A 15298-nucleotide genomic window follows, 5' to 3' on the forward strand; every position below is an offset into this window, starting at 1 on the left:
AAGGCAAGGCACCCCGTGTTCAGATCGGTGTTCATCGGTGGCGCGGCCACCGCCCTCGTCGCAGCAGCCGCCCTCGCCCCCGCGACGGCCGCGCCCCGGCCCGCCGACGACCCCGCCGGCCAGGTCACCATCGACCTCGCCTCCGTCAACGGCTCCGGCTGCCGGCCCGGCAGCTCGACCGTGGACGTCGCACCGGACAACTCCGCCTTCACCGTCACCTACAGCGAGTACCTGGCCCAGGTCGGCTTCGGCGCCCAGCCCACCGAGTTCCGCAAGAACTGCCAGCTGGGCCTCCGCGTGAACGTCCCCCAGGGCTACACCTACGCCATCGCCAAGGTGGACTACCGCGGCTTCGCCAGCCTCCAGGACCAGGCCAGCGGCGTGCAGCAGGCCGGGTACTACTTCCAGGGAATGTCGGGGACCGCGCGGCGCAGCCACACCTTCCACGGGCCGTTCCAGGGCAACTGGCAGGTCACCGACGTCACTCCGGTGGAATCCCTCGCGTTCGCCCCGTGCGGGGAGAAGCGCAACTTCAACATCAACACCGAACTCCGCGTCAACGGCGGCACCTCGAACACGAGCAGCACCACCAGCTTCATGGCGATGGACTCCACCGACGGCACCTTCAGCACCGTCTACCACTTCGCCTGGAAGGAATGCCTCCCCACCCCGGTCCACAAGTAGGGGCGTCCGGCGCCGTCTTCCCCGGCTTCGTCTTCCCCGGCGCGGGGGTGCGCGCCGCCACGCCCCCGCACCCCCGGTCCGGCCCCGCCGCGCACGGGCACCCGTGGCGCGGCCGGACCGGTCACTGCCGGCGCATCGCCGTGGCCAGCTGCGCCCGCGACCGCACGTCCAGCTTCTGGTAGATGCGCGTCAGCCGCGCCTCCACCGTCTTCACGCTCAGGAACAGCTTCGCCGCCGCCTCCTGGTTGCTCGCCCCCTGGCTCACCAGGACCGCCAGCCGCAGCTCGGCCTCGGTGAGCGCCCCGGAACCCGCCGCGCGGCCCGCCTCGGCCCCGCCCCGCCCGGCCCCGCCGCGCCCGGTGCCGCCCACCGCCGACTCCCGCGCCAGCGCGGCCCAGGGCAGCGCACCGGCCGCCGTGAACACCTCCGCCGCGGTCTCCAGCGCCGCCCGGGCCGGTGCCCGGCGCCGCCGCCGCCGCTCCACCCGCCCCAGCGCCAGCAGGGTCCGCCCCCGCTCCCACGGCAGCCCGAGCGACTCGAAGACCTCGGCCGTCGACCCCAGCAGCGCCACCGCCGCCCCGGGCTCCCCGCCCGCCGACAGCAGCAGACCGCGCGCCCGGTCCAGGGCCGCCACCACTCCCGTCCGCCCGAGCTCCACGGCCACCGGCCGCACCCCGTCCAGCAGCGACTCCGCCTCGCCCGGCGCGTCCACCGCGACCAGCGCCTCCGCCAGCTCCCCGTGCCAGCGCAGGACCGACGGGTCCACCACCTGCTGGGCGGCCTCCAGCTCCGCCACCCGGCGCAGCGTGGCCACCGCCCGTACGGTCTCCCCGACGGCCAGTTCCACCAGCCCCAGCGCGTGCAGGCTCCGCGACAGGAACACCTGGTCGCGCTCCTCCTCCGAGGCCCGCACACCCCGCCGGGCGTAGCCGGCCGCCCGGGTGAAACTGCCGCCGGTGTACTCCGCCATCGCCGCCACGTACCAGGCCGGCCCCGGCGACAGCCCCGCCTCGATGGTCAGCCGCAGCGCCCGCCGGGCGCACGCCGTGCCCGCTGCGCACCGGCCGCTCCGCAGCTCCACCTCGGTCAGGCTGCGCAGCACCTCGAACACGTCCTCCGCGGAGCCGGTCCGCTCCACCGCGGGCAGCAGCACCATCAGCTGCTCCCGGGCGTCCGCCAGCCGGTCGTCGAACAGCGCGTGCCGCACCGCCAGGTACTGAGGGGCGTTCCGCATCCCCAGCGGCACCTCCGGCGCCGGCAGCGCGAGCGCCTCGGCGAGGATCTCCTCGGCCCCCGGATCGCCCAGGATCCGGCCCATCCGGGCCCGTACGGTCAGCGCCATCGCCTCCGCCACCCGGTCCCCGCCGGCCGCCGCGAGCTCCCCGGCCTCCGCCGCGGCCGCCACCGACCGCACCGGGTCCCCGTCGCTCAGGTTGTGCTTCCACGCCACCCGCAGCCGTACGGCGGCCAGCAGCGCGGGGTCGCCGGCCGCGTCGGCCGTGGCGTGCGCGAAGGTCTCGTCGAGGTCGGCCAGCGCCTGCCCCGCCGCGTCGATCACCGCCAGCCGGGCCCGTACCCGGTCGGCCCGCGTCGCGTCCCGCTCCAGCACCGCCCCGGCCGCGCGCCGGGCCAGGTCGGCCCGTCCGGACCAGCCCGCGTCCTCGGCGGCCGCCACCAGCCGGGCCAGTTCCTCCCGCGGCCGGTCCACCGGGGTGCGTTCGGCCGCGAGCATGCCCAGTTCCGCTGCCAGCGCCCGGTTCCCGCGGCGCCGGCAGGCCGCCGCCGCCCCGGCGATCTCGGCCGCCAGTTCCTCGTCGGGCCGGTCCACCGCCAGCGCCCGGTGCCGTACCGCCTGCACCGGGTCGTCGACCGCGGCGGCCAGTGCCGCGTGCCCGGCGGCCCGTTCCGGCCACCCGGCGTCCGCGGCCAGCGCGGCCGGCAGCGCCCCGGCGGTGAACGCGACGGTGCCGTCCTGCGCCACCGTGACCAGCGCCGCCCGCTCCGCCTCGGCGAGCTCCGCCTCCGCGTCCGGCCGTCCGGCCCGCCGCAGCAGTGCCGTGGTGGGCCGGGCCGCCAGCGCGGCGAGCAGCAGGGTGCCGTGCACCCGCGCCGGTGTCTGCGCGAGCAGCCGCCTGGTCACGGCCCGGGCAGGCCCGGCCACCGGCAGCGGGTCGGTGTGGTGCGCGCAGCCGTCCCCGGCCTCGGCGAGCGAATGCCCCAGGGCCAGGGCCAGCCGCGGATTGCCTCCGCTGGCCTGGTGGATCCGGCCGGCCAGCCGGGCCGGCAGGCCGCGCCGCGCCAGGAGTTCGGCGACCTCGTCGGCGCCGAGCGGGGGCACCCGCAGCACGGGGGCGTCCGGCCCGCACAGGGATTCCGCCACCGGGGCCCCGCCCGGCGCGCACTCCGCGGCGAGCAGCCGGACCTCCGGAGGGGTCAGCCGCAGCGCGAACCGCAGCAGCGCGGCGCTCTCCTCGTCCAGCCACTGCGCGTTGTCGACGACCAGCAGCACCGGTTCGGCGGCGGCCAGCGCGCGCAGCACCTCCACCACCGCCAGGCGCAGCGCGACGTGGTCGCGGCCGGCCCGCGGCGCGTCCGCCTCGCGGCGCAGCAGGGCGATCGCGGTCCGCTGCGGCCCGGCCAGCCCGTCCAGGACACCGCCGGGGACGCCCGCGAGCAGTGCCGCGGCGCCGCCCTCGGGTATGTGCCGGTCGGCGGCCTCGGGCGCCAGCCGGAGTACGGTCTGGCCGCGGCGTGCGGCGGCGTCCGCCACCACAGCGGCCAGAGTGCTCTTGCCCGCTCCCGTGGGCCCGGTGAGGATCGCCCGGCCGCGCGTGGTCAGCGCGCGGTCGACCGCCTCGATCAGTTCGCCGTGTCCGACGGTCGCCTCAGAGCTCCCCGTCGCCGTCACGCACAGCCACCACCCTCTCGCTCCCCGGATCCTGTGCCTTGTCTGTGAGCGCGAGAATACGAGGTGATGGCCGAAGCGGAACCCGAGTGTGACGCAGAAATCAGCAGGGCGGGGGCGGTCGGGCGGCCGGAGACGGAAATGACCCGCGGGCCTGCCGTCATCGGATGTACCGGCAGGCCCGCGGGGGGAGTTGGTCCGGACCATTGGTCAGATGGTCCGGACCTGTGGGGGGTGGCGGTTCGGGAATGGGGCCCGAATCCTCCTGGGGGTGAATCAGGGGGTGGGGATCAGAAGCCGAGGCTCCAGGAGTCGATGTAGCCGGTGTCGGCGGAGGCGACGTCCTGGACCCGCAGCTGCCAGGTCCCGTTGGCCGTCCAGGCGGAGGCGTCGACCGTGAAGGTGGTGATCACGTTGTCGGCGCTGTCGCCGGAGGAGTTCTGCAGGCGCTTGACGGCACCGCCGGGGCCGACCAGGTCGATGACCAGGTCGCCGCGGTAGGGGTGCTTGATGTCCACGTTCACCTTGAGCGCGGCCGGGGCGTTGCCGGTGCGGCCGGAGACGGCGATCGAGGAGGAGACGGCACCGCCGTTGTCCGGGATGGCCACGTCCGTGGTGTTCTCGTACGCCGGGGTGACCGGGCCGGTGACCGCCGCGACGGTCCTGGCCGCGTCGGCGAGGCCGGCGCCGCAGCCGCCGGTGCAGGTGCCGGCCAGCGGGCGGGCGTTGCTCTTGATGGCCGACTCGATCTGGGCCGGGGTCAGCGCGGAGTTGGCCGACTTCATCAGCGCCGCGAGCCCCGCGATGTGGGGGGCGGCCATGCTGGTGCCCTGGTACGGCTTGTAGTTCTCGGCGCCCGGCGTGCTGGTGCCGGCGTTCAGCGTGGAGAGGATGCCGTTCTCGGGGGTGGTGATGGTGCCGGGCGTGTCGGTGGCGCGGCGGGTCTCACCGCCCGGGGCGGCGATGTCCACGGACGCGCCGTAGTTGGAGTAGTAGGAGCGGTCGCCGGTGCGGTTGCTGGCCGCGACGCTGATCACGTTGCCGCAGCTGGCGGGGGAGAAGCCACTGGCGTCGGCGTTGCTGTTGCCGGCGGCCACGACCACGGTGGTGCCGCGGGCCACGGCCGCGTTGATGGCGTTCTGGTAGCTGGTGCCGCAGGTGCCGGAACCGCCGAGGCTCATGTTGATGACCTTGGCCGGGGTGGCGTTGGCCGGGACGCCGGGCACCGAACCGCCGGACGCCCAGGTGATGGCGTCGACGATGTCGGAGGTGGCGCCGCCGCACTTGCCGAGCACGCGCACGGGCTGGATCTTCGCGCCGTAGGAGATGCCGGCGACGCCCTTGCCGTTGTTGGTGGCGGCGCCGATGGTGCCGGCCACGTGCGTGCCGTGCCACGAGGAGGTGCTCGCCTTGGAACCGACGCCGCACTCGCCGGCCGAGGTCCAGTCGCCCTCGTCCGCCGGGTTGCTGTCGCGGCCGTTGCCGTCGCGGGCGGCGCTGGAGCTGGTGATGAAGTCGTAGCCGGCCACGACGTTCGGGGCGACATCGGAGTGCGCCACGTAGCCGGTGTCGATGACGGCGACGGTGACCCCGGTGCCGGTGGTGGTGTCCCAGGCCGCCGGGACGTTCATGCCGGCGGTGGCCTCGAAGAGGTCCCACTGCTTGGCGTACTCAGTGTCGTTCGGCGTGGCCATCGCGTACGCGCGGGTGTCCGGCTCGACGTACGCGACGTCCGGGTCGGCACGGAACTGGGCCATCACGTCGGCCGCTTCGGCGGGCGCCAGGGTGCCGCCGAGGTCCACGAGCGCGGCCCCGGTGCCGAGGCGGCGCTCGAAGGCCACGGTCTCGCCGGCCTTCTTGCCCTTCGCCTTGGCGTCCGCGTCGGCAGCCGTGTTCGAACTGGCCTCGGTGGTGCCGGACTTGTAGCCGACGATCAGGTTCTCGACCGGGGCGGCAGGCTGCGGCACCGCGGTGGCGGCGTTCGGCGCGGTGGCGGGACGGGACAGCGCCATCGAGGTGGTGACGGTACCGCCGAGCAGGGTGGCGGACATCGCCACGACGGATATGAGCCGTCTGGGTGCGTGCACGGTGTTCCCTTCGCGGTCGGTTCCGGACAGGCCGGAGCGACCGGTTGGTGCGGTGTGGGAGGTGTACCGGCGAAGGTGTCGCGGCCTGAAGTGATCGCCGGTGGGCAGACAGTAGGCAAACCGGGGATGAACCCGATACGGGGAAAACCCTTGCCGGTCCCCTCCCGCCCCCTCGCACCCCCGACGGCCCCCACACCACCCCATCCATCAACTCCATGCCGGACCAGGGGAGTTGAAGATCATGCCAGGTGCGCGCGCCCTCATCGCCCCGGAAAAGAGTTCACACGCCGGACATATTCGTCCGAATATCGGACTTCAGTGTCCGCTGGGTTTGCGACACCCCCGACGCCGCAGCTCACGGCGCGGCAACGCGCCTTGCGGCCGGGGCTGTTTCAGGCCGTCGCGGCCGGTGCGCCCGGCGGGTCGTACGGATCCACGTCCACCGTCGTCGCGACGGTGAACAGCGCCCCGTCAGGGTCCCGCAGGGTCGCGTGCCGGGCGTCCTCGCCGGCCGCGCGGGTGACCAGGGCCCCGCCCAGCGACACCGCCGTGTTCACGGCGGCGTCGAGGTCGGTGACCCGGAAGTTGACGTGCCAGCGCGGCCTGATCGCGGGGTCGGGCGCGGACTCCAGGGCCCCGCCGCGGATGCGCGCCACCGGGTGCCCGCTGTGCCGGAGCACCACGTGGTCGTCCTCGAAGGAGGTCTCGCAGCAGCCGTCGCGGCCGCAGCCCCAGTCCAGGACCTCTCCGTAGAAGATCGCGGAGTCCAGTGCCTGCCGGGTCCGCAGCTCCAGCCAGGCCGGGGCGTTCTCCCGGCCGACGTGCCAGTCGGGGATGGCCGCGCCCTCCCAGATGCCGAACACCGCCCCCTCGCGGTCCGCGGCCAGCGCGGCCCGGCCCGTCCCGAAGGTCAGCGGCCCGACCGCGACGGTGCCGCTGCGCTCCCGGATCCGCGCGGTGGTCTCGTCCGCGTCGTCCACGGCGAAGTAGGGCGTCCAGGCCACGGGTGCGGCGAGCTCGGCGATGGCCCCGATCCCGCCCACCGGTGTCCCCTCCAGCAGGGCGACACGGAAGGACTCACCGAGCCTGGTCGGACGGAACTCCCATCCGAGCACCTCGCCGTAGAACTTCTCCGATGCGGCCAGATCGCGGGCCATCAGGCTGACCCAGCACGGCGCACCGAACACCTCATGGGTAGACGTCGACATGGCTGTCAACCCCATCCGCCTCGGCTGTCTCAAGAATTCTCTCACCCCGGGAAGGCCCGGAACCCCCCGGAGGCATCGGGGATGACGGTACGCGCCTTTCCGGTCACGGTGTGTCGCGACGCGCGGGCGGCCGGGCGGTCGGCCGAACCGGTGGGTACCGGCCGAGCCTTCTCGCTCATCGTGCGGTCTTCTCCCGCCTGAGGGCCGTGTGTGAAAGGCCATGGTGCGTGATGGTGCGCGATGGTGCGCGGAAGTGGCTGGTTTCGAGCAATTCCCTTCATTTGCGCGCGCAGGCGCGCTATGTTGCCGAGCGCATGACAAGTCCGGGACCGCACCGAGGAGCCGCCCCATGACACGTCGTCGACCCCGCCCCGCGCCGGGCCACCGCCCGCACCCGCCGCACACCTCCCGCCTCCCGCGCCGGAGCCGCCGGCGGACCCCGGCAGCGCTGATCGCCCTCGCCCTCGCCGTCGCCCTCACGCTCGCCGCCACCCCCCTCGTGGCCGCGCCGCCCGCCTCGGCCGCGGCCACCGCGACCGCCGGCAACGCCACCGGGATCAGCCGCGCCGGGAACACCTTCACCCTCGCCACCAGCACCAAGGCCAAGGCCCGCGTGGTCGTCGCCCGCGCCGACGTCTTCCGGATCCGGATCTCACCCGACGGCACCTTCGCCGACGACCCGGCCGGCTCCGACCTCGCCGTCACCACCGACTTCGGCCCCGTCACCGCCACCCTCACCGACGCCGGCACCCACTACCGCATCGCCACCGGCGCCGTCTCCATCCGGGTCAACAAGACCCCCCTGCGCTTCTCCGTGTACCGGGCCGACGACTCCACCCCGGTGTGGCAGGAGACCCAGCCCACCCGCTGGACCGGCAACCGGACCACCCAGTACCTGTCCCGCGGCGCGGACGAGCAGTTCTACGGCACCGGGCTGCGCCTGGGGGAGTGGGCCCTGCGCGGCAAGACCGTGCCCGTCGCCGTCGACAACCGGTGGCGCGAGAACGACAACGCCAGCCCCGCCCCCTTCTACATGTCCACCAATGGTTACGGGGTCATGCGCAACACCTGGGCCCCCGGCACCTACGGCTTCAACGCCCCCACCACCCTCACCCACGACGAATCCCGTTTCGACGCCTGGTACTTCACCGCCGGCTCGCTCAAGGGCGTGCTCGACGGGTACACCGACGTCACCGGCAAGCCCTTCCTCGCCCCGCTCTGGGGCTTCGAACTCGGCAACGCGGACTGCTGGAACGCCTCCAGCCCCGACTACCAGGGCGACCACGGCAGGCTCCGCCACCAGACCACGCCCGACGTGGTCTCGTACGCCACCGACGCCCGGGCCGCGGACATGCCCTCGGGATGGTTTCTCCCCAACGACGGCTACGGCTGCGGCTACACCGCCCCGCTGAAGTCCACCGTGGACGCCCTCGCCGCCAAGGGCTTCCGGACCGGCCTCTGGACCTCCACGGGACTCGCGAACATCGGCGAGGAGGTCGGCACCGCCGGCTCCCGCGGCGTGAAGACCGACGTGGCCTGGATCGGCGGCGGGTACAAGGGCGCGTTCAAGGGAGTCGAAACAGCCGTGGACGGTATCGAGAAGAACTCCGACGCCCGCCGCTTCGTCTGGACCGTCGACGGCTGGGCCGGCACCCAGCGCAACGCCGTCGTCTGGACCGGCGACACGTACGGCACCTGGGACGACATGCGCTGGCACGTACCCGCGATCGCCGGGGCGGGCCTGTCCGGCCTCAACTACGCGGCCGGGGACGTCGACGGGATCTTCGGCGGCAGCCCCCGGACGTACGTCCGGGACCTGCAGTGGAAGGCGTTCACCCCGGCCTTCATGACCATGTCCGGCTGGGGCGCCGCCAACCCGGCGGCCGGCTACCAGGACAAGCAGCCCTGGCGGTTCGCCGAACCGTACCTCTCCATCAACCGCAAGTACCTGCAGCTCAAGATGCGGCTGATGCCCTACCTGTACACGATGAGCCGCACCGCCCACGACACCGGCGTGCCCTCCACCCGTGCCCTGGTCCTGGAGTACCCCGACGACCCCGTCGCCCGCGGGAACTCCACCAGCGGCCAGTTCATGGCCGGCGACTCCTTCCTCGTCGCCCCCGTCGTCTCCGACACCACCGTCCGCGACGGCATCTACCTGCCCGCCGGCACCTGGACCGACTACTGGACCGGCCGCACCCACACCGGTCCCGGCTGGCTGAACGGGTACTCGGCACCCCTCGACACCCTGCCCCTGTTCGTGAAGGGCGGAGCCATCGTGCCGATGTGGCCGCAGATGAACCACACCGGAGAGAAGCCCCTCTCCACCCTCACCTACGACGTCCACCCGCGCGGCAGCTCCTCCTTCACCCTCTACGAGGACGACGGCATCACCCGCGCCCACCTGTCCGGCGCCCACTCCCGGCAGCGGGTCGACGTCACCGCCCCGAACTCCGGCAGCGGGACCGTCACCGTCGCCGTGGGCGCCGCCGACGGCAGCTACACCGGCAAACCCGTCTCCCGCGCCTACGAGTTCAGCCTGCACGTCGCCGCCGCCCCCACCGCGGTGACCGTCCGGGGCGCCACCCTGCCCGCACTGGACTCCAAGGCCGCCTGGGATGCCGCGCGGACGGGCTGGTACTTCGACCCCGCCGACCGTTCCGGCATCCTGTGGATCAAGGCCGGCGAGCACTCCGGAGCCTTCACCGTCACCGCCGCGGGCACCGCGGTCCCGGCGGCGGGTCCGGTCCCCGGCTGCGGAACCACCGCCGGCACCCGGCTGATGCCGGCCGCCTGCGGCGGTCCCGCCGACCGGCGCCCGACGTTCACCCCCTGACCACCCCTCCGCCCGACCCGCCCGATACGATCCGCCTCCGGGGCCCCCGCCAGGGCCCCGGAGGCGTGGTTGACGCGGGAGGAGGCACCGGCCACCGTGACCCGCATGGGGATGGACGGGAAAACCGTGAAGGAACGGCGGCTGCTGCTCACGCTGCTCGTCTGCCTGGTGCTGGGCGGAGTGCTCACCGCCGCGGCACTCGGCAGCTCCCGGGGCGCCGCCCCGCACCACGCGGCCGCCGGAGCCCCGCCCGCCGCCGACGACTTCGTCGACATATCCGACGTACCGGCCGGCCCGCACCAGGACCCGCCGCCCGCCGGACCCGACGCCTCCACCGGAACGGTCACCGCCGACTGCGGCCGCAACGAGGAAGCCCACTACAACGAGGACAACCTCGTCGTCTCACCCGGCCTGACCGGCGGCGCCCACCACACCCACGCCTACGTGGGCAACCTCGCCACCCGCGCCGCCTCCACCGACACCGAACTCGCCGCAGCACCCACCACCTGCAAGAACGGCGACCGCTCCACCTACTACTGGCCGGTGCTGCGCCGCACCGACCGCCCCGCCACCCGGCCCTACGAGAAGGCCGCCGGACACGGCAACACCGGGGAGATCCTGCTCCCCGCCGGAGTCCGCCTGGAATTCCGCGGCAACCCGGTCGGCAAGGTCGTCCCGATGCCCCGCTTCCTGCGCGCCATGACCGGGGACGCCGTCGCGTTCACGGCGGGCCGTGACGCCGACGTAAGGGCCCGCTGGGGCTGTTCCGGCTCACCGGACCGCTACACCACCAGGTACCCGGTCTGCCCGAAGGGTGACCTGCTCACCCGCACGCTGGTCTTCCCCGGCTGCTGGAACGGACTGGACACCGCCAACGAGACCCGGACCCACCTGCTCTTCGCCGCCCCCAACGGGGTCTGCCCGACGGGCACCTTCGCCGTGCCCGAACTGCGCCTCTCGCTCGCCTACGACGTGCCGCCCGGCACCCCGATCGCCCTCGACTCCTTCGCCGAGCAGCGGCACAGCCCCCTGACCGACCACGCCATGTTCGTCAACGTGATGACGGACGGCCAGATGGCCGCCGTGGTCGCCTGTCTCAACGAGGGCCGCCGCTGCTGATCCCGCATGTGACGCGGGACACATGAACCGTCCGGGGGCCCCGGCGCGTGTTGGTCACGACGCGGGCGGCGCACGCAGGGAAGACGCGCCGCACGCCGGGCAGACGGAGAGGGTGAGATGGCCGGACCACTGTGGCCCCGGAGCAGGCGGGGCTCGACCGACGAAGCACTGATCAGGTCGGTGTACGAGGAGCACGGCAACGCGCTGCTCGCCTACGCGACCCGGCTCACCGGCGACCGTGCCGCCGCCGAGGACGTCGTCCAGGAGACCCTCATCCGGGCCTGGCGGCACTCCGACGCGCTGGTCAACGGCAAGGGATCGGTGCGCGGCTGGCTGCTGACGGTGGCCCGCAACATCATCACCGACCGCTACCGGGCCAAGGCGGCCCGGCCCACCGAGGTCGCCGAAACCGGTGCGACGCCGCCGGTGGAGGCGGACCACTCGGACGCCGTCGTCGACGCGATGACCGTTCTGGGCGCCCTCGACACGCTGTCCCCCGAGCACCGTGACGTCCTCACCGAGCTCTACTACCGGGAACACAGCGTCGCCGAGGCGGCCGACCGCCTCGGCATCCCCGCGGGTACGGTCAAATCGCGCTCGCACTACGCCCTCAAGGCGCTCCGCGAGACGTTCAGGGAAGGCAGCAGCCGACCGGGCAGCCCCGCACGGCCCGCCGGACTCAGGGAGGTGGTCGCATGAACCGGCAGCAGCACGAAGAACACCAGGAGAACGAACAGCTCGGCCCGTACGTCCTCGGGGTACTCGACGAGGACGAGGTCCGGCGCATCGAGGAACACATGAAGGGCTGCGAACAGTGCCGGCGGGAGGTGGCCACCTTGAGGGAGATGGAGGCGGCACTCGGCGAAGTCCCGCCGGAGGCGTTCCTGGACGGGCCGCCGCAGGGCGGCGACCTGATGCTCCAGCGGACCCTGCGCCAGGTCCGCGGCGAACAGGCGCGGGACGGCCGGCGCCGGACGGCCCTCGCCGGACTCGCGGCCGCGGCCGCACTGGCAGCGGTGTTCTGGGCCGGCACGGCCAGTGGCGGAGCGGAGGACGGGCCCGTCGCACTGCCCCCGCCGCCCTCCACCGCGCCCACCGCTCCGGCCACCCCACCGGCCGGAACCAAGGTCGGCTCCGCCACCGACACGGCCACCGGGGCGAGGATGACCGTGCGGATGACCCCCGCCGCGCAGTGGGTCAAGGTCAACGCCGCGGTCACCGGCGTCCCACCGGGCGAGCGCTGCCGACTGGTCGTGGTCGGCAAGGACGGCAGCCGGACCACCGCGGGAGGCTGGGTCGTCGGCAGCCATGCCAACGGCGAGGCCAAGGGCGCCTCGCTGGACGGCTCCGCGGCGGTCGACCCCTCGGCGGTCGAGGCGATCGCCGTCGAGAACGAGGCCGGAAAGACCTTCGTCACCGTCCCCCTGTAGGGGATTCCGGACGCGACGGAGGCACACAAATCCCTTCCCCGGCACGACGGCGCGTGCCGGGGAAGGCAGACCGGAGCCCGGGTGGCCGTCCCCTCCCGGGCTCCGGCACGCACTCTTGTGCGGGCCCGACGGGCGCGGCACTCTGGCGCCGCCCGCATCCCGCCGAGGGAAGGTCCCGCATGAACCCGTTCCGCCGTCGCCTCCCCCTGTTATCCCTGCTGACCGCAGCAATGCTGGCCGGCGCGCTGCCGCAGGCAGCGGCCCGTCCGGCGGCCCCCACCGGGCCCGCTCCGGTGCCCGCGGCCCCCGTGGCCGCCGCCGTCCCGGACTCGTGGATCGTCCTCCTCAAGCCCGCCGCCCGGGCGTCCGGCCCGGCCGCCGTGACGGCCGCGGCACACGAACTGCTCGGCCGCGCCGGCGGCGCGCGCCTCGGGCACGTCTACACCGCCGCCCTGCACGGCTTCTCGGCCCGGATGAGCCCTGCCCAGGCCGCCCGGCTGGCCGCCGACCCCCGTGTGGAACAGGTCCACCAGGACACCCGCGTCGCCCTGGACACGACCGGCGCGACCGGCACGACGGGCATGACCGGCATGACCGGCATGACAGGCGCGACAGCAGCCGGCACGCAGCCCGGCGCGCCCTGGGGGCTCGACCGGATCGACCAGCGCGCGCTCCCGCTCTCCACCACGTACACGTACCGCACCACCGCCGCCGCCGTCCGCGTGTACGTCATCGACACCGGACTGCGCACCGGCCATGCCGAGTTCGGCGGCCGCGCCTCGGTCGGCACCGACACGGTCGGCGACGGCCGCGCCGGGCAGGACTGCCACGGCCACGGCACGCACATGGCCGGTGTGGCGGGCGGAGCCACCCACGGGGTCGCCAAGGAGGCCCGGCTGGTGGCCGTACGCGTCCTCGACTGCCAGGGGTCGGGCACCACGGCCGGGGTGATCGCCGGCATCGACTGGGTGACCCGGAACGCCGTCCGGCCGGCCGTGGCCAACATGAGTCTGGGCGGCGCGGCCAGTGCCGCACTCGACACCGCCGTCCGCACCTCGATCGCCTCCGGCATCACCTACACCGTCGCCGCCGGAAGCGCCGGCCGTCCCGACGGAGCCTGCGCCACCTCGCCCGCCCGGGTGCCCGAGACCATCGTCGCCGCGGCCTCCGACCGCACCGACCGCCGCGCCTCCTCCTCCAACTACGGCCAGTGCGTGGCCCTGTTCGCGCCCGGCGTGGGCATCACCAGCGCCTGGGCGGCGAACGACACCGCCACCGCCACCCTCAGCGGCACCTCGACGGCCGCCGCGCACACCGCCGGCGCCGCCGCCCTGCACCTCGCGTTCCGGCCCGCCGACACCCCGGACCGGGTGAAGCAGGGCCTGGTCGGCAACGCCACGGCCGGGGTCCTGCAGGGCAGCCCGCCGCCGGTCCCGAACCGGCTCCTGTACACCCTCTACCTGCCGTAGGGGGAGCGAATCCCCGCCTGTGGGCCGAGAGCGGCGACCGCGGCCACCACCCGGTCCCAGAACAGGTCCTGACGCAGCTCCAGGGCCACCCGCGCGTTGACCGGCCGGCCCGTACGCCCGTGCAGGTCGACCACGGTCATGCCCCGGGTGAGCTCCCCGCGCAGCTCCACCGCCACGTTCGTCTCCACGCACCGTACGACGTCCGGATCGATCACCCGGGCCACCGCCACCGGATCGTGCACGGGCGCGGCCGGGAACCCGTACAGGGTGCGGTAGGAGGAGGCGAAGAAGCGGATCAGCTCGGCGCAGACGTGCCCGAGGTCCGTGCCCAGCCCGTCCAGGCGGGCCAGGACCTCGGGCGTGGCGAGCGCTTGGTGCGTGACGTCCAGCCCGCACATGGTCAGCGGCACGCCGCTGCGGAAGACGATGTCCGCGGCCTCCGGGTCCGTGTGGATGTTGAACTCGGCGGCCGGAGTGCGGTTCCCGCGCCCGGTGGAGCCGCCCATCAGCACGATCTCCCGGATGCGGGACGCACATTCCGGGTAACGGGTCAGCAGCAGCGCGATGTTCGTCAGCGGGGCGGTCGGGACGAGCGTCACAGGCTCGGGGTGCCCGGTCAGGATCCGGTGGAGCAGTTCCACCGCGTGCTCCGGCTCCGCCTCCACCGTCGGCTCCGGGAACCACGGGCCGTCCAGTCCCGATTCGCCGTGCACGTCGGCGGCGACCGCCAGCCGCTGTGCGAGGGGCTTCGGGCAGCCCGCCGCGATCGGCACCCCGGTGATGCCCGCGACCGTGCACACCCGGCGCGCGTTCAGCGTCGTCTTCTCCACGGTCTGGTTGCCCGCGACCGTGGTGATCGCCAGCAGGTCGACGGCGGGATCACCGGCTGCCAGCAGGATCGCGAGCGCGTCGTCGTGCCCGGGATCGCAGTCGATGATGATCGGTACGGCCACGGTGGTCTCTCCTCGGCTCTTCGCGGTGCTCCCGGTGTGTGCCTCCACCATGCACCGGACACCGACTGTGGTGCCCGCACCCATGGGCGGCCCGCCCGCGCCGCCCTACGTTTCCGGCCATGACGATCGAACGCGGCGACAGCACCGGGGCGAACACGCCGGTGGACGCCGACCTCACCGGCCGGACGGCCCTGGTCACCGGCGGCGGCAGCGGCATCGGACGGGCCTGCGCGGTGGCGCCGGCCAGGGCCGGGGCCCTGGTCCACGTGGTGGACCGCGATGCGGCGGCGGCCCGGGAGACCGCGCTCGCCACCGGCGGCCGGCCGCACACCGTGGACCTCGCCGACCCGGCCGCGCTGCTGCGCCTGCCCGGCACCGTCGACATCCCGGTCAACAACGCCGGGCTGCAGCACGTCGCCCCCCTGCAGGACTTCCCGCCCGACCGGTTCGAACTCATCCAGAAAGTGATGGTCACCGCGCCGTTCCTGTTGCTCCGACACCCGTGGTGAGACCGTGCACCAGTGCCGCGGCTGCCTCTGAGTTTCGGACCCGCGAAGGCCTCCAGGACGTTTACGTCTTCGCCAGCCCACACGGACATCTCGTGGGA

At 74.1% G+C, this 15298-nt stretch carries 10 protein-coding genes and 1 pseudogene; 7 read left to right on the forward strand and 4 right to left on the reverse strand.

Going from position 1 to position 15298, the window contains the following annotated elements; genetic code table 11:
- The first annotated feature begins 15 nt into the window (after positions 1-15).
- The gene (locus ACGFQ9_RS21890) at positions 16-684 is read left to right on the forward strand and encodes a DUF4360 domain-containing protein (RefSeq protein ID WP_393575781.1); all 669 of its coding nucleotides are present in this window, start codon (positions 16-18) and stop codon (positions 682-684) included.
- Between the two features lie 121 nt (positions 685-805).
- Here the strand turns inward: ACGFQ9_RS21890 and ACGFQ9_RS21895 are convergent, their stop codons facing one another.
- From ACGFQ9_RS21895 to ACGFQ9_RS21905, 3 genes are all read right to left on the reverse strand, one after another.
- Positions 806-3592 (reverse strand): AAA family ATPase, encoded by a 2787-nt coding sequence (locus ACGFQ9_RS21895; RefSeq protein ID WP_393575783.1) that lies wholly within the window; start codon positions 3590-3592, stop codon positions 806-808.
- 287 nt (positions 3593-3879) lie between these two features.
- The gene (locus ACGFQ9_RS21900; RefSeq protein WP_393576001.1) at positions 3880-5640 is read right to left on the reverse strand and encodes a S8 family serine peptidase; all 1761 of its coding nucleotides are present in this window, start codon (positions 5638-5640) and stop codon (positions 3880-3882) included.
- A gap of 428 nt (positions 5641-6068) precedes the next feature.
- Entirely contained in the window at positions 6069-6884 is an 816-nt protein-coding gene (locus ACGFQ9_RS21905) for a VOC family protein (protein ID WP_393575784.1), read from the reverse strand.
- A gap of 349 nt (positions 6885-7233) precedes the next feature.
- Here ACGFQ9_RS21905 and ACGFQ9_RS21910 point away from each other — a divergent pair, with 349 nt between their 5' ends.
- The 5 genes from ACGFQ9_RS21910 (at position 7234) to ACGFQ9_RS21930 (ending at position 13738) form a co-directional block, all read left to right on the forward strand.
- Complete coding sequence (locus tag ACGFQ9_RS21910) at positions 7234-9720, forward strand: TIM-barrel domain-containing protein (RefSeq protein ID WP_393575786.1); 2487 nt, start codon at positions 7234-7236, stop codon at positions 9718-9720.
- Positions 9721-9825: 105 nt separating this feature from the next.
- Positions 9826-10839 carry a DUF1996 domain-containing protein gene (locus tag ACGFQ9_RS21915; protein WP_393576002.1) on the forward strand — a complete coding sequence of 338 codons (1014 nt, stop codon included), beginning with the start codon at positions 9826-9828 and terminating at the stop codon, positions 10837-10839.
- 117 nt (positions 10840-10956) lie between these two features.
- Positions 10957-11538, forward strand: coding sequence for a sigma-70 family RNA polymerase sigma factor (locus ACGFQ9_RS21920; RefSeq protein WP_393575787.1), 582 nt, complete (start codon positions 10957-10959; stop codon positions 11536-11538).
- A complete protein-coding gene (locus ACGFQ9_RS21925) occupies positions 11535-12269 on the forward strand; it encodes an anti-sigma factor family protein (RefSeq protein ID WP_393575788.1) in 735 nt (244 codons plus the stop codon). The genes ACGFQ9_RS21920 and ACGFQ9_RS21925 overlap by 4 nt, the downstream gene beginning before the upstream one ends.
- Before the next feature lie 179 nt (positions 12270-12448).
- Positions 12449-13738, forward strand: coding sequence for a S8 family peptidase (locus tag ACGFQ9_RS21930; protein WP_393575789.1), 1290 nt, complete (start codon positions 12449-12451; stop codon positions 13736-13738).
- Here the strand turns inward: ACGFQ9_RS21930 and ACGFQ9_RS21935 are convergent.
- A complete protein-coding gene (locus tag ACGFQ9_RS21935) occupies positions 13726-14691 on the reverse strand; it encodes a nucleoside hydrolase (protein WP_393575790.1) in 966 nt (321 codons plus the stop codon). The two genes, ACGFQ9_RS21930 and ACGFQ9_RS21935, sit on opposite strands and share 13 nt — an antisense overlap.
- A gap of 119 nt (positions 14692-14810) precedes the next feature.
- On the opposite strand from ACGFQ9_RS21935, the pseudogene ACGFQ9_RS21940 reads away from it, so the two are divergent.
- Positions 14811-15191, forward strand: a pseudogene (locus ACGFQ9_RS21940) (SDR family NAD(P)-dependent oxidoreductase); the annotation flags it as partial.
- Between the last annotated feature and the right edge of the window lie 107 nt (positions 15192-15298).

The sequence above is a fragment of the Streptomyces sp. NPDC048603 genome (genome assembly GCF_043199475.1).
Lineage (GTDB): Bacteria > Actinomycetota > Actinomycetes > Streptomycetales > Streptomycetaceae > Streptomyces.

What these genes read in the sequence shown, in the direction of transcription:
- ACGFQ9_RS21900 (WP_393576001.1), bottom strand. Translation starts at nt 5,640, where the DNA reads ATGTCCGCCACCCTGCTCGGCGGTACCGTCACCACCTCGATGGCGCTG.
- ACGFQ9_RS21925 (WP_393575788.1), top strand. Translation starts at nt 11,535, where the DNA reads ATGAACCGGCAGCAGCACGAAGAACACCAGGAGAACGAACAGCTCGGC.
- ACGFQ9_RS21915 (WP_393576002.1), top strand. Translation starts at nt 9,826, where the DNA reads ATGGGGATGGACGGGAAAACCGTGAAGGAACGGCGGCTGCTGCTCACG.
- ACGFQ9_RS21930 (WP_393575789.1), top strand. Translation starts at nt 12,449, where the DNA reads ATGAACCCGTTCCGCCGTCGCCTCCCCCTGTTATCCCTGCTGACCGCA.
- ACGFQ9_RS21920 (WP_393575787.1), top strand. Translation starts at nt 10,957, where the DNA reads ATGGCCGGACCACTGTGGCCCCGGAGCAGGCGGGGCTCGACCGACGAA.
- ACGFQ9_RS21905 (WP_393575784.1), bottom strand. Translation starts at nt 6,884, where the DNA reads ATGTCGACGTCTACCCATGAGGTGTTCGGTGCGCCGTGCTGGGTCAGC.
- ACGFQ9_RS21910 (WP_393575786.1), top strand. Translation starts at nt 7,234, where the DNA reads ATGACACGTCGTCGACCCCGCCCCGCGCCGGGCCACCGCCCGCACCCG.